The organism is Streptomyces sp. Tu 2975 (assembly GCF_009832925.1).
Lineage (GTDB): Bacteria > Actinomycetota > Actinomycetes > Streptomycetales > Streptomycetaceae > Streptomyces.
The window spans coordinates 5786050-5804056 of record NZ_CP047140.1 but is presented as its reverse complement, the minus strand read 5'-3'; the positions used below and the strand labels follow the sequence as shown (position 1 = coordinate 5804056).

The following is an 18007-nucleotide window of genomic DNA, read 5'->3' as shown; positions in this document are numbered from 1 at the left end:
CCCGCTCGGGGACGAACCGCCCGCGCCGATTACTTGATCATGTAGATCGTGGCGAAGAGGCCGATCCAGACGACATCGACGAAGTGCCAGTAGTAGGACACGACGATGGCGGCGGTTGCCTGCTCATGGGTGAATCTCCTGGCCGCGTAGGTCCTTCCCAGGACCAGCAGGAAGGCGATGAGACCGCCCGTCACGTGCAGGCCGTGGAAACCGGTGGTCAGGTAGAACACAGAGCCGTACGGGTCGGACGAGAGGGAGAGCCCCTCGTGCTTGACCAGCTCGGTGTATTCGAAGACCTGACCGCCGATGAAGATGGCACCCATCACGAACGTGATCACGAACCAGGTGCGGAGCTTCTTCACATCGCCCCGCTCAGCGGCGAACACGCCGAGCTGACAGGTGAGTGAGGAGAGCACCAGGATCGTGGTGTTGGTCGCCGAGAACGGGAAGTTCAGCGCATCGGCTTTCTCTGCCCAGAACTCGGCACCCGTCACCGATCGCAGGGTGAAGTACATCGCGAAGAGGGCCGCGAAGAACATCAGCTCGGAACTCAGCCAGATGATGGTTCCGACGCTGGTGAGGTTCGGTCGATTGACCGACGGGTGCGCGTGCCCGGTTTCTACTGTCGTTGCTGTCGCCACGACCGACATTATGTCGGTCGCTTATCCCGCCCTCACTCCGGGGGGTGCCGTTCGGAGTGTTCCCACTCCCCGCGGGGTCCTCCGGGGGAGCCGAACGGCCCATCGAAGGCGTGTCCGAACCGGTGTTGACCGGCAGCGGGACGGAGTAGCATCCGGCGCAACAGCCTGATCGAACGAGTGCGGAGGAACCATGCAGTCGAGCGCCACGGTCCTGGTCTACAGCGACGACTCCAACACCCGCGAGCAGGTCAGGCTGGCGGCGGGACGCAGGCCGGCCGCCGACGTTCCGCCGGTGCGGTTCGTCGAGTGCGCGACCCTGCCCGCCGTCCTCAAGGCCCTTGACGAGGGTGGGATCGACGTCTGTGTCCTGGACGGCGAGACGGTCCCGGCGGGCGGTATGGGCGTGTGCCGTCAGATCAAGGACGAGATCTTCGACTGCCCGCCGGTGCTGCTGCTGATCGGCCGCCCGCAGGACGCCTGGCTGGCCACCTGGAGCCGCGCGGAGGCCGCGGTGACGCTTCCGGTGGACCCGGTGGAGTTCGCCGCCTCACTGGCGGCCCTGCTGCGCAGCCGGCTCTCCATCGAGGCCTGACCAGGGGAGGGCGGGTCATACCCGGGGGCGCAGGCGGGCGGACACCTCGGTGACGTTGCCTTCCGCCGCGTCGGAGCCGGCGACCAGGGCGCTGCCCTTGCGCCACTTGTCCCAGGACAGGTTCCAGTCGCCGAAGCCGTTACCGAACGTGTCCATCATGTCGCCGTAGCTGTTGACGACCTTGACGATGTCACCCTCCCGAACGGTCTTGTAGAACCATTCGGCGTCCTCCATGGACATCCCGGTGCAGCCGTGGCTGACGTTCGCCGAACCCTGTGACCCGACCGACCAGGGCGCCGCGTGGACGTATTCGCCGCTCCACGTCACCCGGGTCGCGTAGTAGACGGGCAGGTCGTAGGACTCGGAGCTGCCCTCGGCGATGCCGATGCTGGTGCTCCGCATCCGTACGAAGTACTCCTTGCCCAGCACGACCTTGATGCCGTTGCGCGTGTCGAAGCCGGGCTTGCCGGTGGTGACCGGCATGGTCTTGATCACTTCTCCGTTGCGCATCACCGTCATGGTGTGCGACCCGGCGTCGGTGACGGCTTCGAGGCGGTCACCTATGGTGATCTTCAGCGGCTTGGAGCGGCCTCCGTAGAGCTTGCCCGCGACCTTGACGCCCTGGAGGTTGCTGGTGGCGTTCACGGTGGCGCCGGAGGGCCAGTACTCCCTCGGGCGGTAGTGCAGGGTCTTGTCGTCGACCCAGTGCCAGGAACCCTCCACTGCGGGCTTCGAGCCGACCTTCAGGGCGCGTTCGACGACCGCCCTGCCCTTGCCGTCGCCGACGGCAAGGCTGAGCTTGGCCGTGATGGGCTGGCCCACGCCGTACGTGCCGGCCTTGGGGCCGAACTCGGCGGTGAGGAAGCGCTTGGCGGGCTCCGTCTCGAAGAGCATCGTGCGCAGCCCGGGAGCACCTTCGTCGTCCTCCGTGGAGACCCGGACGGTGTACTTCGCGCCGGCGGCGAGCGGGGCGGTGGAGCGCCAGCGGACGCCGTCCGCGGCGAGTTCGCCGGCGAGGTAGTGGCCCGCTTCGTCCATGACGGTGACGTCCGTTATCCGGCCGCCGTCGCCGGTGGAGGTGACTTCCAGGGGCTTCTCGGGGTCCACCTTCGAGTCTGACCCGGCGTTGAAACTCACCTGCCGCGCCGCGTCGTACGGCGCGGCGGACAGGGGGTGCCGGTCCGGTTCGCCGCACGCGGTCGCGACCACACCGAGGGAGACGACCAGCGCGATACAGCTGACGGCACGGATACGAGGCGTGTGGTTCATGAGCACACGCTATGAAGGATCGTCAGTCGCGGCGCGCCGGATGACTCCGAACGAGTGGGCCCGGATCACCTCACTGGAGTGAGGTGATCCGGGCCCGTCCCGTGTGTCTCAGGTGGTGCTACTGGTTCTGGCTCTCACCGCGGTAGTACTCGAACACCCAGCCGAAGAGGCCGACCAGGATCACCGGCAGGGAGAAGTACAGCAGCCACCAGCCGAGCGCCACGCCGAGGAAGGCGAGCGCGCCGCCGATGCCCAGCGCGAGCGGCTGCCAGCTGTGCGGGGAGAAGAACCCCACCTCGCCGGCCTCGTCGGCCACGTCGGCTTCCTTGTTGTCCTGGGCCATGGCGTCCACCCGCCGGGCCGTGAAGGCCAGGTAGTAGCCGATCATGACGCTCAGGCCGAAGGCCAGGAAGAGCGCGGTGGTACCGGCAGGCTCCTTCGACCAGACGCCGTACAGGATGGCGACGGCCAGGATGAAGACGCTCAGCCAGAGGAACATCTTGCCCTGGATCTTCACTTGCTCTCCTCCTTGCCGACGGCCGCCACCGGAGCACCGTGGCCGCCGTCCTCGAGCTGGTCGAGAGCCGCGATCTCCGGGTGGTGCAGGTCGAACGCGGGCGATTCACTGCGGATGCGCGGCAGAGTGAGGAAGTTGTGCCGCGGCGGCGGGCAGGAGGTCGCCCACTCGAGCGAGCGGCCGTAGCCCCACGGGTCGTCGACCTCGATCTTCTTGCCGTACTTCGCCGTCTTCCAGACGTTGTACATGAAGGGGAGCATCGACAGGCCCAGCACGAACGACGCGATCGTCGAGATCGTGTTCAGGGCGGTGAAGCCGTCGGCCGCGAGGTAGTCCGCGTACCGGCGGGGCATGCCCTCGGCGCCCAGCCAGTGCTGCACCAGGAACGTGCCGTGGAAGCCGATGAACAGCGTCCAGAACGTGATCTTGCCGAGCCGCTCGTCCAGCATCTTGCCCGTGAACTTCGGCCACCAGTAGTGGAATCCGGCGAACATCGCGAACACCACGGTGCCGAAGACGACGTAGTGGAAGTGCGCGACGACGAAGTACGAGTCGGAGACGTGGAAGTCCAGCGGCGGCGACGCGAGGATGACACCGGTCAGGCCACCGAAGGTGAAGGTGACCAGGAAGCCGATGGTCCACAGCATCGGTGTCTCGAAGGACAACGACCCCTTCCACATCGTGCCGATCCAGTTGAAGAACTTCACACCGGTCGGTACCGCGATGAGGAACGTCATGAACGAGAAGAACGGCAACAGCACGCCGCCTGTGACGTACATGTGGTGGGCCCACACCGTCACGGACAGACCGGCGATCGCGATCGTCGCACCGATGAGACCGATGTAACCGAACATCGGCTTACGGGAGAAGACCGGAATGATCTCCGAGACGATGCCGAAGAACGGCAGGGCGATGATGTACACCTCGGGGTGCCCGAAGAACCAGAAGAGGTGCTGCCACAGCAACGCGCCGCCGTTGGAGGCGTCGAAGATGTGGGCGCCGAACTTGCGGTCCGCCTCGAGGGCGAACAGCGCTGCCGCGAGGACCGGGAAGGCGAGCAGGACCAGCACACCGGTCAGCAGCACGTTCCAGGTGAAGATCGGCATCCGGAACATCGTCATGCCGGGAGCGCGCATGCAGATGATCGTGGTGATGAAGTTGACCGAACCGAGGATCGTGCCGAAGCCGGAGAAGGCCAGACCCATGATCCACATGTCGGCGCCGACACCCGGCGAACGGACCGCGTCCGACAGCGGGGCGTAGGCGAACCAGCCGAAGTCGGCCGCACCCTGCGGGGTGAGGAAGCCGGCCACCGCGATCAGCGAGCCGAAGAGGTACAGCCAGTACGCGAACATGTTCAGACGCGGGAAGGCCACGTCCGGCGCGCCGATCTGCAGCGGCATGATCCAGTTCGCGAAACCGGCGAACAGCGGCGTCGCGAACATCAGCAGCATGATCGTGCCGTGCATCGTGAACGCCTGGTTGAACTGCTCGTTCGACATGATCTGCGTGCCCGGCCGGGCCAGCTCGGCGCGCATGAAGAGCGCCATCAGGCCACCGATGCAGAAGAACACGAACGAGGTGACGAGGTAGAGCGTGCCGATCGTCTTGTGGTCGGTGGTCGTCAGCCACTTCACGACGACATTGCCGGGCTGCTTGCGCCGTACCGGCAGCTCGTTCTCGTACGAGTCTTCGTCCGCCACGGCGGCACCCTGGGATTCGTTGAGGATGCTCACAGTTGGTTCTTCTCCGCATTCCTGGCCGGGTCCGTCTGCTCGATGCCAGACGGGATGAAGCCGGTCTGCCCCTTCTCGGCAAGCTCCTTCAGATGCTGCTGGTAGCGCTCCGGGGAGACGACCTTGACGTTGAAGAGCATCCGCGAATGGTCGACGCCGCAGAGCTCGGCGCACTTGCCCATGAAGGTGCCCTCGCGGTTCGGGGTCACCTCGAAGACATTGGTGTGGCCGGGGATGACGTCCTGCTTCATGAGGAAGGGGACCACCCAGAAGGAGTGGATGACGTCACGCGAGGTCAGGACGAACCGGACCTTCTCCCCCTTGGGCAGCCACAGCGTGGGGCCCGGGTTGCCGTTCTGCGGGTTCCGGGTGCCGGGAATACCGGCGTCGTAGACGCCCTCCGCACCCGCCGGGAAGTCATCGGTGTACTTGTCCGGGATCGCGTTCAGTTCCTTGTCCGCGGCCGCGTCCCCGGTGGCCGGGTTCCCGTCCACGTCCTCGAGGTAGTTGAAGCCCCAGCTCCACTGGTAGCCGACCACGTTGATGGTGTGGGCGGGCTTGTCGGAGAGCTCGAGGAGCTTCGACTCGTCACGCGCGGTGAAGTAGAAGAAGACCGACACGATGATGATCGGAACCACGGTGTACAACGCCTCTATCGGCATGTTGTACCGGGTCTGCGGAGGGATCTCCACCTTGGTGCGGCTGCGCCGGTGGAAGAACACGCTCCACAGGATCAGGCCCCACACCAGCACGCCCGTGGCGAGCGCAGCCGCCCACGAGCCCTGCCAGAGGGAGAGGATCCGCGGCGCCTCCTCCGTGACGGGGGTGGGCATTCCAAGGCGGGGAAAATCCTCCCAGTTGTATGAGCAACCGGAGGCGGTAGCCAGGATCAGGCCCGCAGTCAGCACCTGCGGCAGCTTCCGCCGCATCGGGCGCCGCGACGAGCGGTCGGAGCCGTTGGGACTCACGTAGCGCCTTCCCGAGAGTCTCGGCCCGCGCGGCCGGGCTGCGGCCGTCTCGCTGGTCGGTCGCCGGCCCTGACGCGGGCAGGGGTTTGGATGTTTATGCGGACCAAACCCTACTGGACGCTATTTGGGGTCGCGCGGGGAGGGTGCCCAACGCGCCGTCCGGCACCCCGAAGGGGTGTCTGCTCCCTTCGGGGGAGGTGCGGAGCGCCCCGGAATGCCCGATTCCGGCAGGCAACTGACGCTCCGTGTCCTGGCCGGGGTTAGCGTGATGACGTGCCCTATTTCGACGCCGCCTCCGCCGCTCCCCTGCACCCCGTCGCCCGCCAGGCTCTGCAGGCCTCCCTCGACGAGGGCTGGGCCGACCCCGCCCGGCTGTACCGCGAGGGCCGCCGCGCCCGGCTGCTCCTCGACGCCGCCAGGGAGGCCGCGGCGGACGCCGTCGGCTGCCGCCCCGACGAGCTCGTGTTCACTCCTTCGGGGACGCAGGCGATCCACGCCGGCGTCTCGGGGGCGCTCGCGGGGCGTCGGCGTGTCGGCCGGCGGCTCGTCGTCTCCGCCGTCGAACACTCCGCCGTGCTCCACGCGGCCGAGGCATGGGAGGCCGCCGGCGGTTCGGTGACGGAGGTCGGCGTCGACCGGCACGGAGCGGTCGCACCGGAGGCCTACACCGCCGAACTCGGCGAGGCCACCGCCCTGGCCTGCCTGCAGTCCGCCAACCACGAGGTCGGCACCGAGCAGCCCGTGCGGGAAGTGGCCGAGGCGTGCCGCTCCCTGGGCGTGCCGCTCCTGGTGGACGCGGCGCAGTCGCTCGCCTGGGGGCCCGTGGAAGGGGACTGGTCGCTGCTCACCGCGAGTGCGCACAAATGGGGCGGCCCGTCGGGTGTCGGGCTGCTCGCCGTACGCAAGGGCGTCCGGTTCGCCCCGCAAGGCCCCGCCGACGAGCGGGAGTCGGGCCGGTCCGCCGGCTTCCAGAACATCCCGGCGATCGTTGCGGCGGCCGCCTCGCTCCGGGCCGTACGCGCGGAGGCGGCGGCCGAGTCGGCCCGGCTGCGGGCCCTGGTGGACCGGATCCGCGCGCGGGTGCCGGAACTGGTGCCCGACGTGGAGGTGGTCGGCGATCCGGTGCGGAGGCTGCCGCACGTCGTGACGTTCTCCTGTCTCTATGTCGACGGCGAGACCCTGCTGCACGAACTGGACCGGGCGGGCTTCTCCGTCTCCTCCGGCTCGTCGTGCACGAGCAGCACGCTGATCCCGAGCCATGTGCTGAGGGCGATGGGCGTCCTGTCGGAGGGCAACGTACGGGTGTCGCTGGCGCCGTTCGACACCTCGGAGGAGGACGTGGACCGCTTCCTGGGGGTGCTGCCGGAGCTGGTGGCGGGGGTACGGGAGCGGTTCGGCGCGCCGGCGCCTGCGACTGCGGCCGCGGCGCGGCCGGGGGCGTCCTCCTCGTCCGAGCCTCCGGAGGCGTCCGAGTCCCTGGTGCTGGACACCCTCGGGCGGCGGTGCCCGATCCCGGTGATCGAGCTGGCGAAGGTCATCGGCGAGGTCCCGGTCGGCCGCACTGTGACGGTGCTCTCCGACGACGAGGCGGCCCGACTGGACATCCCCGCCTGGTGCGGGATGCGGGGGCAGGAGTACGTGGGGGAACGGGGGGCGGAGGTGGGGGTGGCGTACGTGGTCCGGCGCCTGAGCTGACGTTCGCGGCAGACGTGTTCCCTCCCCGCCGACTTCCCGCCGCACCCGGTACCGCGCTTCGCGTGGCGTTTCGGGGACCCCCCTGCGCCTGGAGGTGTGAGGAGGCCCGGCCGGACTCTCGTGCCTCGGAGGTCGGCAGGGCTGCAGCTGCCAGGCACCTTGTGCCCGCCCGGCGGAGCCAGGGCCGGCGGGCCGGAGGCCGCCGGCAAGGCGGGACCCGCCGACGGGCTGATTGCCGCGCAGCGGCATGTCAGCCCGTCCGGGGGCGCATGTCCCACGGCCGCCAGGCCGTAGGAGCCCCAGGGCACCGCGCGAAGCGCGGTACCGGGTCCGGGGCCGGCCCGGACACGCGGCGGGGCCGCACGTCGGGACAGCGGGGAGGGGGCCGGCCCCGCCGCGAGGCGGGGCCCGGCGCGTCAGGAGAGGTGCTCGCGGACCTCCGCCGCCGCCTCGTCCCCGTACGCCTTCGTGAAGCGCTCCATGAAGTGCGCCCGCCGCAGGGTGTACTCCTGTGTGCCGAGCGTCTCGATCACCAGCGTCGCCAGCATGCAGCCCACCTGAGCCGCACGCTCCAGGTCCACGCCCCACGAGAGGCCCGAGAGGAAACCCGCGCGGAACGCGTCGCCGACGCCCGTGGGGTCGACCTTGGCCTCCTCGTCGGGGCAGCCGACCTCGATCGGGTCCGCGTCCGCGGTCTCGATGCGGACGCCGCGCGAGCCGAGGGTGGTGACCCGGTGGCCGACCTTGCCGAGGATCTCCTCGTCGGTCCAGCCGGTCTTGGACTCGATGAGGCCCTTCTCGTACTCGTTGGAGAAGAGGTACGCCGCGCCGTCCAGCAGTATCCGGATCTCGTCGCCGCTCATCCGGGCGATCTGCTGCGAGAAGTCCGCGGCGAACGGGATGCCCCGCGAGCGGCACTCCTCGGTGTGGCGCAGCATCGCCTCCGGGTCGTCCGCGCCGATCAGAACGAGGTCGAGGCCGCCGACGCGGTCCGCCACCGACTTGAGTTCGATCTGGCGGGCCTCGCTCATCGCCCCGGTGTAGAAGGAGCCGATCTGGTTGTGGTCGGAGTCGGTGGTGCACACGAAGCGGGCGGTGTGCAGGACCTCCGAGATACGGACGGACGCGGTGTCGACGCCGTGGCGGTCGAGCCAGGCGCGGTACTCGTCGAAGTCCGAGCCCGCCGCGCCGACGAGGATCGGGCCGGTGCCGAGCTGCCCCATGCCGAAGCAGATGTTCGCCCCGACACCGCCTCTGCGCACGTCGAGCGTGTCGACGAGGAAGGAGAGGGAGACCGTGTGCAGCTGGTCCGCGACCAACTGGTCGGCGAAGCGGCCGGGGAAGGTCATGAGATGGTCGGTGGCGATGGAGCCGGTGACTGCGATACGCACGGTGAGGCGCTCCTGAGGCGGGCTGGCAGTGACAGTCCACGCTACCGGGCCCCGAACCCGGCCACGTGCGGAAACTACCCGATAGTAGGGCTTTTTTCCTGGACTCCCAGGTGCATACGGTGCGGCTATGACCAAGTACACGGCGGCGCTCGAGCCGAGGCCGCAGCGGGACCCGCGGGAGTCCGAGATCAGTCTGGCCCAGCTGCGCGGCGACTGCGCCCGGATGGCACCACACTGGGTCGTACCGGCGGCTGCGGCGCCCGCGCCCGTGCACCCGTCCCTCATCCACGGTGTCGTGGTGCCGTCCGCGTCCGCGCGGCTGGTGGACGCGATGTCGGAGTACGGCGACTGACACCGCCCGGCCCCGCAGCGGCTCCGGCACCGGCGGCCGGCTCCGGGGACGAGGTGAAGGGAACCACGTGCTCCCCCGCTCCGTCCCACACGTGTCCTCCGCAGCAGGAGGCGCGAGACAAGGAGCGATGCGGTGAGCAGCACGGAGAACACGCAGGAGAGTCCCCGCCGTCGGCGTTCCCCGCTGGTCGTCGCCTCTGTGGCGGCCGCGGTGCTGGTCGCCGGCGGTGGCGGTGCGTACTTCGCGACCGCCGGCTCCGAGGGCGCGGACGCCACGGACGCCAAGAGCGGTGCCGCCGGAGCGAAGAATCCTCCGCCGTTGGCCCTGGACCTCGGCGGAAGCGGTAGCAGGAGCGGGATCGCGCCAGGTGAGCCCGACCCGTCCGGAGGCGGCGTCGTCTACAGCGCGAAGGGCGATCTGCCGGAGGGGCCCGGCCGCGCGGCCGTGCACCGGGCGACGGGGAACGTCACGGAGGCGGAGGTGTCCCGGCTGGCGAAGGCGCTCGGCCTGCCGGGGGCACCGCGTCTGGAGGGACCGGCCTGGAAGATCGGGCCGACCAAGGACGGCCAGGGGCCGACGCTCCAGGTGAACAAGGAAGCCCCGGGCACCTGGACGTTCGCCCGCTTCGCTTCGCCGGGCGGGGACAACTGCCTGAAGGGCAAGGCCTGCCCTCGGGCGGCTCGGCGGGCGAGGACGGCAAGCCGGTGAGCGAGTCCGAGGCGAAGAAGGCCGCGGCGCCGGTGCTGCGGGCCGTGGGCCAGGGCGAGGCCGCGCTGAACGCGGGCCAGCTGATGGGCGCGGTGCGCGTCGTGAATGCCGATCCGGTGGTGGGCGGCCTGCCGACGTACGGCTGGACGACGGGTGTCCAGGTGGGTGCGGACGGCACTGTGGTCGGCGGAAGCGGGCAGCTGAAGAAGCCCGCGAAGAGCGACACGTACCCGGTGGTCTCCGCCGAGGACGCGGTCGATCAGCTGAACAAGGCGGGCAAGGACAGCGGACGCGTCGGCATCGGCGGGTGCGCCACCCCCGTCCCGCACGAGGGCGAGATCAAGCCGGACGCGCCCTGTGAGCCCGACAGCACCACCGCGGGGCCGGAGCGGCTGACGATCGGCAAGGCCGTCTTCGGGCTCTCGGCGCAGTATGTGGACGGGCGGCAGGCACTGGTGCCGTCGTGGCTGTTCGAGGTGGCGGCGAAGGACTGGGAGCGGCCGTTCACGGTGACGCACACCGCTGTGGAGGAGCGTTTCCTCAAGAGCGCCGAGCCGCCGGCGCACGACATCGCTCCGGCGGATCCGTCGAAGGACCCGGCCGACCAGGGTCCGGCCCAGATCTCGTACAGCGTGCAGGGGCGGACCCTGACCGTCACCTTCTGGGGCGGCGTGTGCAGCAACTACGAGGCGAAGGCGACCGAGAGCGGTGACCAGGTGAAGGTCCGGATCGTGGAGACGAACCCGGACCCCGAGCGGGTCTGCATCATGCTGGCCAAGGAGCTCAAGGCGTCCGTGACGCTGGACGAGCCGCTGGACGGCCGGAAGGTCGTCGACGCGAACACCGGCAAGCCACTCCCGCGCAAGGGCTGACGCCCCTCGTGCCACATGCCGAAGGCGGCGGACCCGGGACCGGGTCCGCCGCCTTCGGCATGAGCAGCCGGACTCTTAGCTGAACGAGTCGCCGCAGGCGCAGGAACCCGTGGCGTTCGGGTTGTCGATCGTGAAGCCCTGCTTCTCGATGGTGTCGACGAAGTCGATGGAGGCGCCGCCCAGGTACGGGGCGCTCATACGGTCGGTGACGACCTTGACACCGTCGAAGTCCTTCACGACGTCGCCGTCGAGGGACCGCTCGTCGAAGAACAGCTGGTAACGCAGGCCGGAGCAGCCGCCGGGCTGAACCGCGACGCGCAGCGCCAGGTCCTCCCGGCCTTCCTGGTCCAGCAGGGCCTTGACCTTGGCCGCGGCGGCGTCGGACAGGAGGATGCCGTCGCTCACGGTGGTGGTCTCGTCCGATACGGACATCTGCTTCTCTCCCGGGTTGTGCGGACTGCTTGCCGACGGTGCAACCGGCATGGCCCTGGATTCATTCCGGACCGCTCGTCTGTCCCCTTCATGCTCGCACACCCGGCCATGGAGAAGCACCGGCCTGGGGACGGGGTGTGCGTCACCCTGGGGACAGGGGGGTGCGTCACATCGACACTATGGCCATCGTCAAAGTGACGTGAAGCGGTTATGATAGATAGCGTCAAATAGACGAAAAGCGCTCTGCCAGACGAAGAAAGGGTGCGTGTTCGTGACCACCGCCCAGACCAGCCCCGAGCTCGACGTGTCGCCGACTCCGCTCGCACTGCTGCTGCTCGGCCGCGAGGCCGACCCTCGCAGCGAGCGTGGCGTGGAGTGCCCGGGCGACCTGCCCTCGCCGTCCGACCCGGACCTGGTGGAGCGCGCCCGCGCGGCCAAGGAGAAGCTCGGCGAAAAGGTCTTCGTCCTCGGCCACCACTACCAGCGCGACGAGGTCATCCAGTTCGCCGACGTCACCGGTGACTCGTTCAAGCTGGCGAAGGACGCCGCGGCCCGGCCGGAGGCCGAGTACATCGTCTTCTGCGGTGTGCACTTCATGGCCGAGTCCGCCGACATCCTCACCTCCGACGACCAGAAGGTCGTGCTGCCCGACCTCGCGGCCGGCTGCTCGATGGCCGACATGGCCACCGCCGAGCAGGTCGCCGAATGCTGGGACGTACTGACGGAGGCCGGCGTCGCCGAGCAGGTCGTACCTGTCTCCTACATGAACTCCTCCGCGGACATCAAGGCCTTCACGGGCAAGCACGGCGGCACGATCTGTACGTCGTCGAACGCCAAGCGCGCGCTGGACTGGGCCTTCGAGCAGGGTGAGAAGGTCCTCTTCCTCCCGGACCAGCACCTCGGCCGCAACACCGCCGTCCGGGACATGGGGATGTCGCTCGAGGACTGCGTGCTCTACAACCCGCACAAGCCCAACGGCGGTCTGACGGCGGAGGAACTGCGCGCCGCCAAGATGATCCTGTGGCGCGGTCACTGCTCCGTGCACGGCCGGTTCTCTCTGGACTCCGTCAACGACGTGCGTGAGCGCATCCCGGGTGTCAACGTCCTGGTGCACCCCGAGTGCAAGCACGAGGTGGTCGCCGCCGCCGACTACGTGGGCTCGACGGAGTACATCATCAACATGCTCGAGGCGGCCCCGGCCGGCTCGAAGTGGGCGATCGGCACCGAGCTGAACCTGGTCCGGCGCCTGGCGAACCGCTTCGCGGACCAGGGCAAGGAGATCGTCTTCCTGGACAAGACGGTCTGCTTCTGCTCGACGATGAACCGCATCGACCTGCCCCACCTGGTGTGGGCCCTGGAGTCGCTGGCCGAGGGGAACCTGGTCAACCGCATCGAGGTCGACAAGGAGACGGAGAGCTTCGCGAAGCTCGCGCTGGAGCGGATGCTGGCGCTGCCGTAGCCGCCGCCGTACATGCGTGAAGGGGCGTCCCGCCGCGGCGGGACGCCCCTTCACGCATGCGGTCAGTGCCCGCTCAGGACAACGACCAGGGGCCCCGCAGCCGGTCGGCTGCGGGGCCCCTGGTGTGTGCAGGAACCGGCGGAGACTAGGCGTTCGACGGCTCCAGGGACGTCTCGTCCGTCTCCGCGGGCTTCGCGGCCTCCCGCTTCGCCGCACGCTTGGCGCGGCGGCGCTCCTTGCGGAGCTCCACCATCGCGTACAGCGTCGGCACCAGCAGCAGGGTCAGCAGCGTCGACGTGATCAGACCGCCGATCACCACCACTGCCAGCGGCTTGGCGATGAAGCCGCCCTCGCCCGTGACACCGAGCGCCATCGGCAGCAACGCGAAGATCGTCGCCAGGGCCGTCATGAGGATCGGGCGCAGCCGGTGCCGGCCGCCCTCGACGACCGCCTCGACCACGCCGAGGCCCTGGGCCCGGTACTGGTTGATCAGGTCGATCAGCACGATCGCGTTGGTGACCACGATGCCGATGAGCATCAGCATGCCGATCATCGCGGGCACGCCCATCGGCGTGCCCGTCGCGACAAGCAGGCCGATCGCGCCGGTCGCGGCGAACGGGATGGAGACCAGCAGGATCAGCGGCTGGATCAGCGACCGGAACGTCGCCACCAGCAGCATGAAGACGATCGCGATCGCCGCCAGCATCGCCAGACCGAGGTTCAAGAACGCCTCCTCCTGGTCCTCCGACACGCCGCCGATGGAGGCGGTCGCGCCCTCGGGCAGGTCCAGCGCGTTGATCTTCGACTGGAGCGCGGTGCTCACCGCACCGGTGTTGTCGCCGGTCGGCTTCGCCGTGATCGTCGCGGCCCGCGATCCGTCGATCCGGGTCATCGAGGCCGGACCGGGAACCAGCTTCACCTCGGCGATGTCACCGAGCTTCACCGGGCCGAGCGGCAGCGCCTTCAGTTCGTCCATCGTCTTCGCCGGCCTGGCGGAGGTGATGACGATGTCCCGCTCGGTGTCGGCCAGGATCGCCTTGCCCGACGGGGTGCCGCGGACGGCCTGGCCGACGGCCATGCCCAGCGTGGCGTCGGTGAAGCCGGCGTCGGCCGCCTTCGGCGTGGCCTTGACGGAGATACGCGGTACGGACTGGGCCAGGTCGCTCTGGACGTCGGTCACGTCATCGAGCTTCGCGACCTCTGCCCTTACCGCCTCCGACGCCTTCTGGAGGGTGTCGGAGTCGGACGCCTTCACCACGACGCTCAGGTCCTGGCTGCCGAAGCCGTCACCGGCGGCGATGGTCGTGTCGCCGACGCCGTCGAGCTTGCCGAGCTCCTCGTCGAGGTGGTCGCGGACCTTCTCGTACGACGCCGAGTCCTTCAGCGTCAGCTGGTACGAGGCCTGGTTGGCGCCGGTACCACCGCCGAAGGCCGCCATGAAGCCGGAGGAGCCGACGGTGACCTGGTAGTCCTTGATCTCGTCGACGCCGGCGAGGATCTGCTCGACCTTCTTGGCGGAGGCGTCGGCCGCCTCGAGGCTGGTGCCGGGCGGCAGTTCCTGCTTGACGGACATGACCTCCTGCTCGCCCTGGTCGAAGAAGTTCGTCTTGAGCAGTCCGGCCATGCCGAAGGTGCCGAACAGCACCACGACCGCCAGGGCGACACTCGTCAGGCGGCGGCGGGTCGCGAAGCGCAGCACGGGGACGTACATCCGCTGGAGCCGGCTCCGCGCCTCCTTCTCCTCCGCCTTTCGCCGGGCCTCCTCCGGGTCCAGGCCCTGCACGGCCTTGGGGGCGCGCAGGAACCAGTACGAGAGGACGGGGACGACGGTCAGCGAGACGAGCAGCGACGCCAGCAGCGCGGCGGTGACGGTCAGCGAGAACGAACCGAACAGTTCGCCGACCATGCCGCCGACGAGACCGATCGGCAGGAACACCGCGACGGTGGTCAGCGTGGAGGACGTGACGGCGCCCGCCACCTCCTTCACCGCGGTGATGATGGCGCTCTGCCGCTCCTCGCCGTACCCGAGGTGACGCTTGATGTTCTCCAGGACCACGATCGAGTCGTCGACGACCCGGCCGATGGCGATGGTCAGCGCGCCGAGGGTGAGCATGTTGAGCGACAGGTCACGGGTCCACAGCACGATCAGCGCCAGGACGACGGACAGCGGGATGGACACCGCCGTGACCAGCGTCGAGCGCAGCGACGCGAGGAAGACCAGGATCACGATGACCGCGAAGACCAGGCCGAGCGCGCCCTCGGTGGTCAGGCCGGAGATCGACTTGGAGACCGCCGGGCCCTGGTCGGAGACGACGGTCAGCTCCGCGCCCGCGCCGAGGTCGTTGCGGAGGCCCGGCAGCTTGTCCTGGACCGCTTCCGAGATGGCGACGGCGCTGCCGTCGTTGTCCATGGTGGCCAGCACGGCGAGGCTGGGCCTGCCGTTCGTACGGGTCAGGGAGACCCGGCTCGCCTCCGTCTGCTCGACGGTCGCGATGTCACCGAGGCGTACGGGCTTGCCCTTCGTGCCCTGCGCCGGCACGATCCGCAGGTCCTCGATCTGCTGCAGGCTGGTGAAGCCGCCGCCGACCTGGACCGTGCGGCTCTTGCCGTCCTCGGAGAACGACCCGGCGGGCATCGTCGCGCCGCCCGTCCTGAGCGCCTCGGAGAGCGCCATGGTGTTCAGGCCCGCGGCGGCAAGCTTGCGGTCGTCGGGGGTGACGGAGACCTGAAGGTCCTGGACGCCGTCGATCGAGACCTGGCCCACGCCCTCGATGTCCTCGATCGCCGGTACGACGGTCCGCTCCAACTGGTCGGCGAGTGCCTGCTGGTCCTTGTCCGAGGTGACGGCGAGCACGACGGTGGGGATGTCGTCCGTCGACCCGGCGATGACCTGCGGGTCCACTTCGTCCGGCAGTTGGGCGCGGGCCCGGTTCACGGCCTGCTGGACGTCGGCGACGAGTTGCTTGCCCCCGTCCCCGTACTCGAAGGTCGCCATGATGACGGCGCTGCCCTCGCTGGCCGTGGACGTGATGCCCTCGATGCCGTCGACGGCCTTGATGCTCGATTCGAGCGGCTCGACGACCTGCTTCTCGACGACGTCGGGCGACGCGCCCTGGTAGGGGGCGAGCACCGAGACCATCGGGAGCTCGATGGACGGCAGGAGCTGCTGCTTGAGCTGCGGGACGGCGATCGCACCGAAGACGATCGCGACGATGGACATCAGCCCTATCAGGGCCCGTTGCGACAGGCTGAATCTGGACAGCCAGGACATGGGGTCTCTCTTCTGTGGCTTGCGCGGGGACGGGCACAGAGGCCCGCCTATACCTTCGGCCACGAGGAGGGGCCGTTCCCTAGCCCCCAGGTCCCGTTCCTTACGCCGCGCATACCGCAGCTGGAGTAGCGCGTCCTCCGCCTCACTCCACCCTTGGACGTACCAGTCCCGACTCGTACGCGGTGACCACCAGCTGGGCGCGGTCGCGGGCGCCCAACTTGGCCATGGCGCGGTTCACGTGGGTCTTGACGGTGAGCGGGCTGACCTCGAGCCGGGTGGCGATCTCGTCGTTGGAGTGGCCGCCGGCCACCAGCACCAGCACCTCGCGCTCGCGGACGGTGAGCGCCGAGAGCCGCTCGGAGAAGTCCCCGGCGTGCCGGCCGTCGTCGTCCGCCGCTCCGCCCTGCGCGAGGAAGGTGGCGATGAGTCCCTTGGTCGCGGCCGGCGACAGCAGTGCCTCCCCGCGGCGGCGACCCGGATGGCGTTGAGGAGTTCGTCCGGCTCGGCGCCCTTGCCGAGGAAGCCGGAGGCGCCGGCCCGCAGCGACTGCACGACGTACTCGTCGACCTCGAAGGTCGTCAGCATGACGATCCGTACGTGCGACATCTCCGGGTCCGCGCTGATCTCGCGGGTGGCGGAGAGCCCGTCCGTACCGGGCATCCGGATGTCCATCAGGACCACGTCGGCCCGCTCGGAGCGGGCCAGCGCCACCGCCTCCGCGCCGTCGGCCGCCTCCCCGACGACCTCCATGTCCGGCTCGGAGTCCACCAGGACCCGGAACGCGCTGCGCAGCAGCGTCTGGTCGTCGGCGAGCAGCACCCTGATCGTCATCTGTCCTCCCCCGCGCGGGCGGCCCGCACCTTGAGCGGCAGTATCGCCTGCACCCGGAAGCCGCCTCCGTAGCGGGGTCCCGCGGTGAGGGTGCCGCCGAGGGCGGTGACCCGCTCCCGCATGCCGAGCAGGCCGTGACCGCCGCCGTCGGAGGGACCGGCCGCGTCGGCGGGGCCGTTGTCGATGACGGTCACCTCCAGCGTCGAGCCGACCCGCACGACGCTCACCTCGGCCTTGGCGTCCTTCCCCGCGTGCTTCTGCACATTGGTCAGCGCCTCCTGGATGATCCGGTACGCGGCCAGGTCGACGGCCGCCGGCGGCGCCTCCCCCTCGTCGGCGCGGGCGACCTCGACGGGGAGGCCGGCCTGACGGAACGTGGTGACCAGTTCGTCGAGGACCGCGAGACCGGGCGCGGGCGCGGTGGGCGCCTCCGGATCCCCGGACTGGCGGAGCAGCCCCACGGTGGCGCGCAGCTCGTTCAGCGCGGAGCGGCTCGCCTCCCGTACGTGCGCGAGCGCCTCCTTGGCCTGGTCCGGACGCTTGTCCATGACATGGGCGGCGACCCCGGCCTGCACATTGACCAGCGCGATGTGGTGCGCGACGACGTCGTGCAGATCGCGGGCGATCCGCAGCCGCTCCTCCGCGACCCGGCGCCCCGCCTCCTCCTCCCGCGTCCGCTCCGCGCGCTCCGCCCGCTCCCTTATGGCATCGACGAAGGCGCGCCGGCTGCGCACGGCGTCACCGGCTGCGGCCGCCATCCCGGTCCAGGCGAAGATGCCCAGGTTCTCCTGCGTGTACCAGGGGCTCGAGCCGAAGGCCATCGCGGCGGCGGTCAGCACGGTCATCGTCAGCAGGCCGACACGCCAGGTGGTCGGACGGTCGGTGCGGGAGGCGACGGTGTACAGGGCGATCACGGCGCTCATCGCGACGGGGGCGGCCGGGTCGCCCGCCACCAGTTCGACGACGGACACCGCGCCGGTGACCAGCAGCACGCCCATCGGCTCACGCCGCCGGAAGACGAGCGCGCAGGCGGCGACCAGCATCAGGACCGCGCTGCGGGCGTCGGGGGTGCGGGTGCCGAAGGTGGGGCCGTGCGGCCCGTTCGGATCGGCGAAGGAGCCGGCCACCATGCAGATCAACGCGGCCACGGCGAGGGCGCCGTCCAGCGCCAGCGGGTGCGCGCGCAGCCAGTTGCGGACGCGGTCGTACCGGGCGGCGAATGGGGTCACGTCAGGCAACGTTACGGCGTGGGAAGGGGGCGGCGGACCACGGT

General features: G+C 69.7%; 13 protein-coding genes and 2 pseudogenes. 5 read left to right on the top strand and 10 right to left on the bottom strand.

Features of this window, described 5'->3' with window-relative positions; genetic code table 11:
- Positions 1–29: 29 nt before the first annotated feature.
- Positions 30–650, bottom strand: a complete 621-nt coding sequence (locus GLX30_RS25745) for a heme-copper oxidase subunit III (protein WP_005318575.1) — start codon at positions 648–650, stop codon at positions 30–32.
- Between the two features lie 181 nt (positions 651–831).
- On the opposite strand from GLX30_RS25745, the gene GLX30_RS25740 reads away from it, so the two are divergent.
- Positions 832–1233 carry a hypothetical protein gene (locus GLX30_RS25740; RefSeq protein WP_159692779.1) on the top strand — a complete coding sequence of 134 codons (402 nt, stop codon included), beginning with the start codon at positions 832–834 and terminating at the stop codon, positions 1231–1233.
- A 15-nt stretch (positions 1234–1248) separates the two neighbouring features.
- On the opposite strand, the gene GLX30_RS25735 is transcribed toward GLX30_RS25740, so the two are convergent.
- The 4 genes from GLX30_RS25735 to coxB all read right to left on the bottom strand — a co-directional run bounded on the left by GLX30_RS25735 (position 1249) and on the right by coxB (position 5723).
- A complete protein-coding gene (locus GLX30_RS25735; RefSeq protein ID WP_159692777.1) occupies positions 1249–2502 on the bottom strand; it encodes an Ig-like domain-containing protein in 1254 nt (417 codons plus the stop codon).
- Positions 2503–2620: 118 nt separating this feature from the next.
- On the bottom strand, positions 2621–3019 hold the full coding sequence (locus GLX30_RS25730; protein WP_005318569.1) for a cytochrome c oxidase subunit 4: 399 nt from the start codon (positions 3017–3019) through the stop codon (positions 2621–2623).
- Positions 3016–4755 carry a cytochrome c oxidase subunit I gene (ctaD, locus tag GLX30_RS25725; protein ID WP_159692775.1) on the bottom strand — a complete coding sequence of 580 codons (1740 nt, stop codon included), beginning with the start codon at positions 4753–4755 and terminating at the stop codon, positions 3016–3018. The genes GLX30_RS25730 and ctaD overlap by 4 nt, the downstream gene beginning before the upstream one ends.
- Positions 4752–5723 carry a cytochrome c oxidase subunit II gene (gene coxB, locus GLX30_RS25720; protein WP_159692773.1) on the bottom strand — a complete coding sequence of 324 codons (972 nt, stop codon included), beginning with the start codon at positions 5721–5723 and terminating at the stop codon, positions 4752–4754. The genes ctaD and coxB overlap by 4 nt, the downstream gene beginning before the upstream one ends.
- Before the next feature lie 273 nt (positions 5724–5996).
- Here coxB and GLX30_RS25715 point away from each other — a divergent pair, with 273 nt between their 5' ends.
- Positions 5997–7418, top strand: coding sequence for a cysteine desulfurase/sulfurtransferase TusA family protein (locus tag GLX30_RS25715; protein ID WP_159692771.1), 1422 nt, complete (start codon positions 5997–5999; stop codon positions 7416–7418).
- A 416-nt stretch (positions 7419–7834) separates the two neighbouring features.
- On the opposite strand, the gene GLX30_RS25710 is transcribed toward GLX30_RS25715, so the two are convergent.
- A complete protein-coding gene (locus GLX30_RS25710) occupies positions 7835–8809 on the bottom strand; it encodes a carbohydrate kinase family protein (protein WP_159692769.1) in 975 nt (324 codons plus the stop codon).
- A 127-nt stretch (positions 8810–8936) separates the two neighbouring features.
- Between GLX30_RS25710 and GLX30_RS25705 the strand changes: the two genes are divergently transcribed.
- Positions 8937–9161 carry a hypothetical protein gene (locus tag GLX30_RS25705; protein ID WP_159692767.1) on the top strand — a complete coding sequence of 75 codons (225 nt, stop codon included), beginning with the start codon at positions 8937–8939 and terminating at the stop codon, positions 9159–9161.
- Between the two features lie 132 nt (positions 9162–9293).
- Positions 9294–10741 (top strand): annotated as a pseudogene (locus GLX30_RS25700) (hypothetical protein).
- A gap of 75 nt (positions 10742–10816) precedes the next feature.
- Here the strand turns inward: GLX30_RS25700 and GLX30_RS25695 are convergent.
- Entirely contained in the window at positions 10817–11173 is a 357-nt protein-coding gene (locus GLX30_RS25695) for an iron-sulfur cluster assembly accessory protein (RefSeq protein ID WP_159692765.1), read from the bottom strand.
- A gap of 271 nt (positions 11174–11444) precedes the next feature.
- Between GLX30_RS25695 and nadA the strand changes: the two genes are divergently transcribed.
- Positions 11445–12632 carry a quinolinate synthase NadA gene (gene nadA, locus GLX30_RS25690; protein WP_159692763.1) on the top strand — a complete coding sequence of 396 codons (1188 nt, stop codon included), beginning with the start codon at positions 11445–11447 and terminating at the stop codon, positions 12630–12632.
- 145 nt (positions 12633–12777) lie between these two features.
- Here nadA and GLX30_RS25685 read toward each other — a convergent pair whose 3' ends face one another.
- From GLX30_RS25685 to GLX30_RS25675, 3 genes and pseudogenes are all read right to left on the bottom strand, one after another.
- Positions 12778–15903, bottom strand: a complete 3126-nt coding sequence (locus GLX30_RS25685; RefSeq protein ID WP_159692761.1) for an efflux RND transporter permease subunit — start codon at positions 15901–15903, stop codon at positions 12778–12780.
- A gap of 142 nt (positions 15904–16045) precedes the next feature.
- Positions 16046–16734: pseudogene (locus GLX30_RS25680) on the bottom strand (response regulator transcription factor).
- The gene (locus tag GLX30_RS25675) at positions 16731–17972 is read right to left on the bottom strand and encodes a sensor histidine kinase (RefSeq protein WP_208545485.1); all 1242 of its coding nucleotides are present in this window, start codon (positions 17970–17972) and stop codon (positions 16731–16733) included. Before GLX30_RS25675 ends, GLX30_RS25680 begins: the two are co-directional and overlap by 4 nt.
- Between the last annotated feature and the right edge of the window lie 35 nt (positions 17973–18007).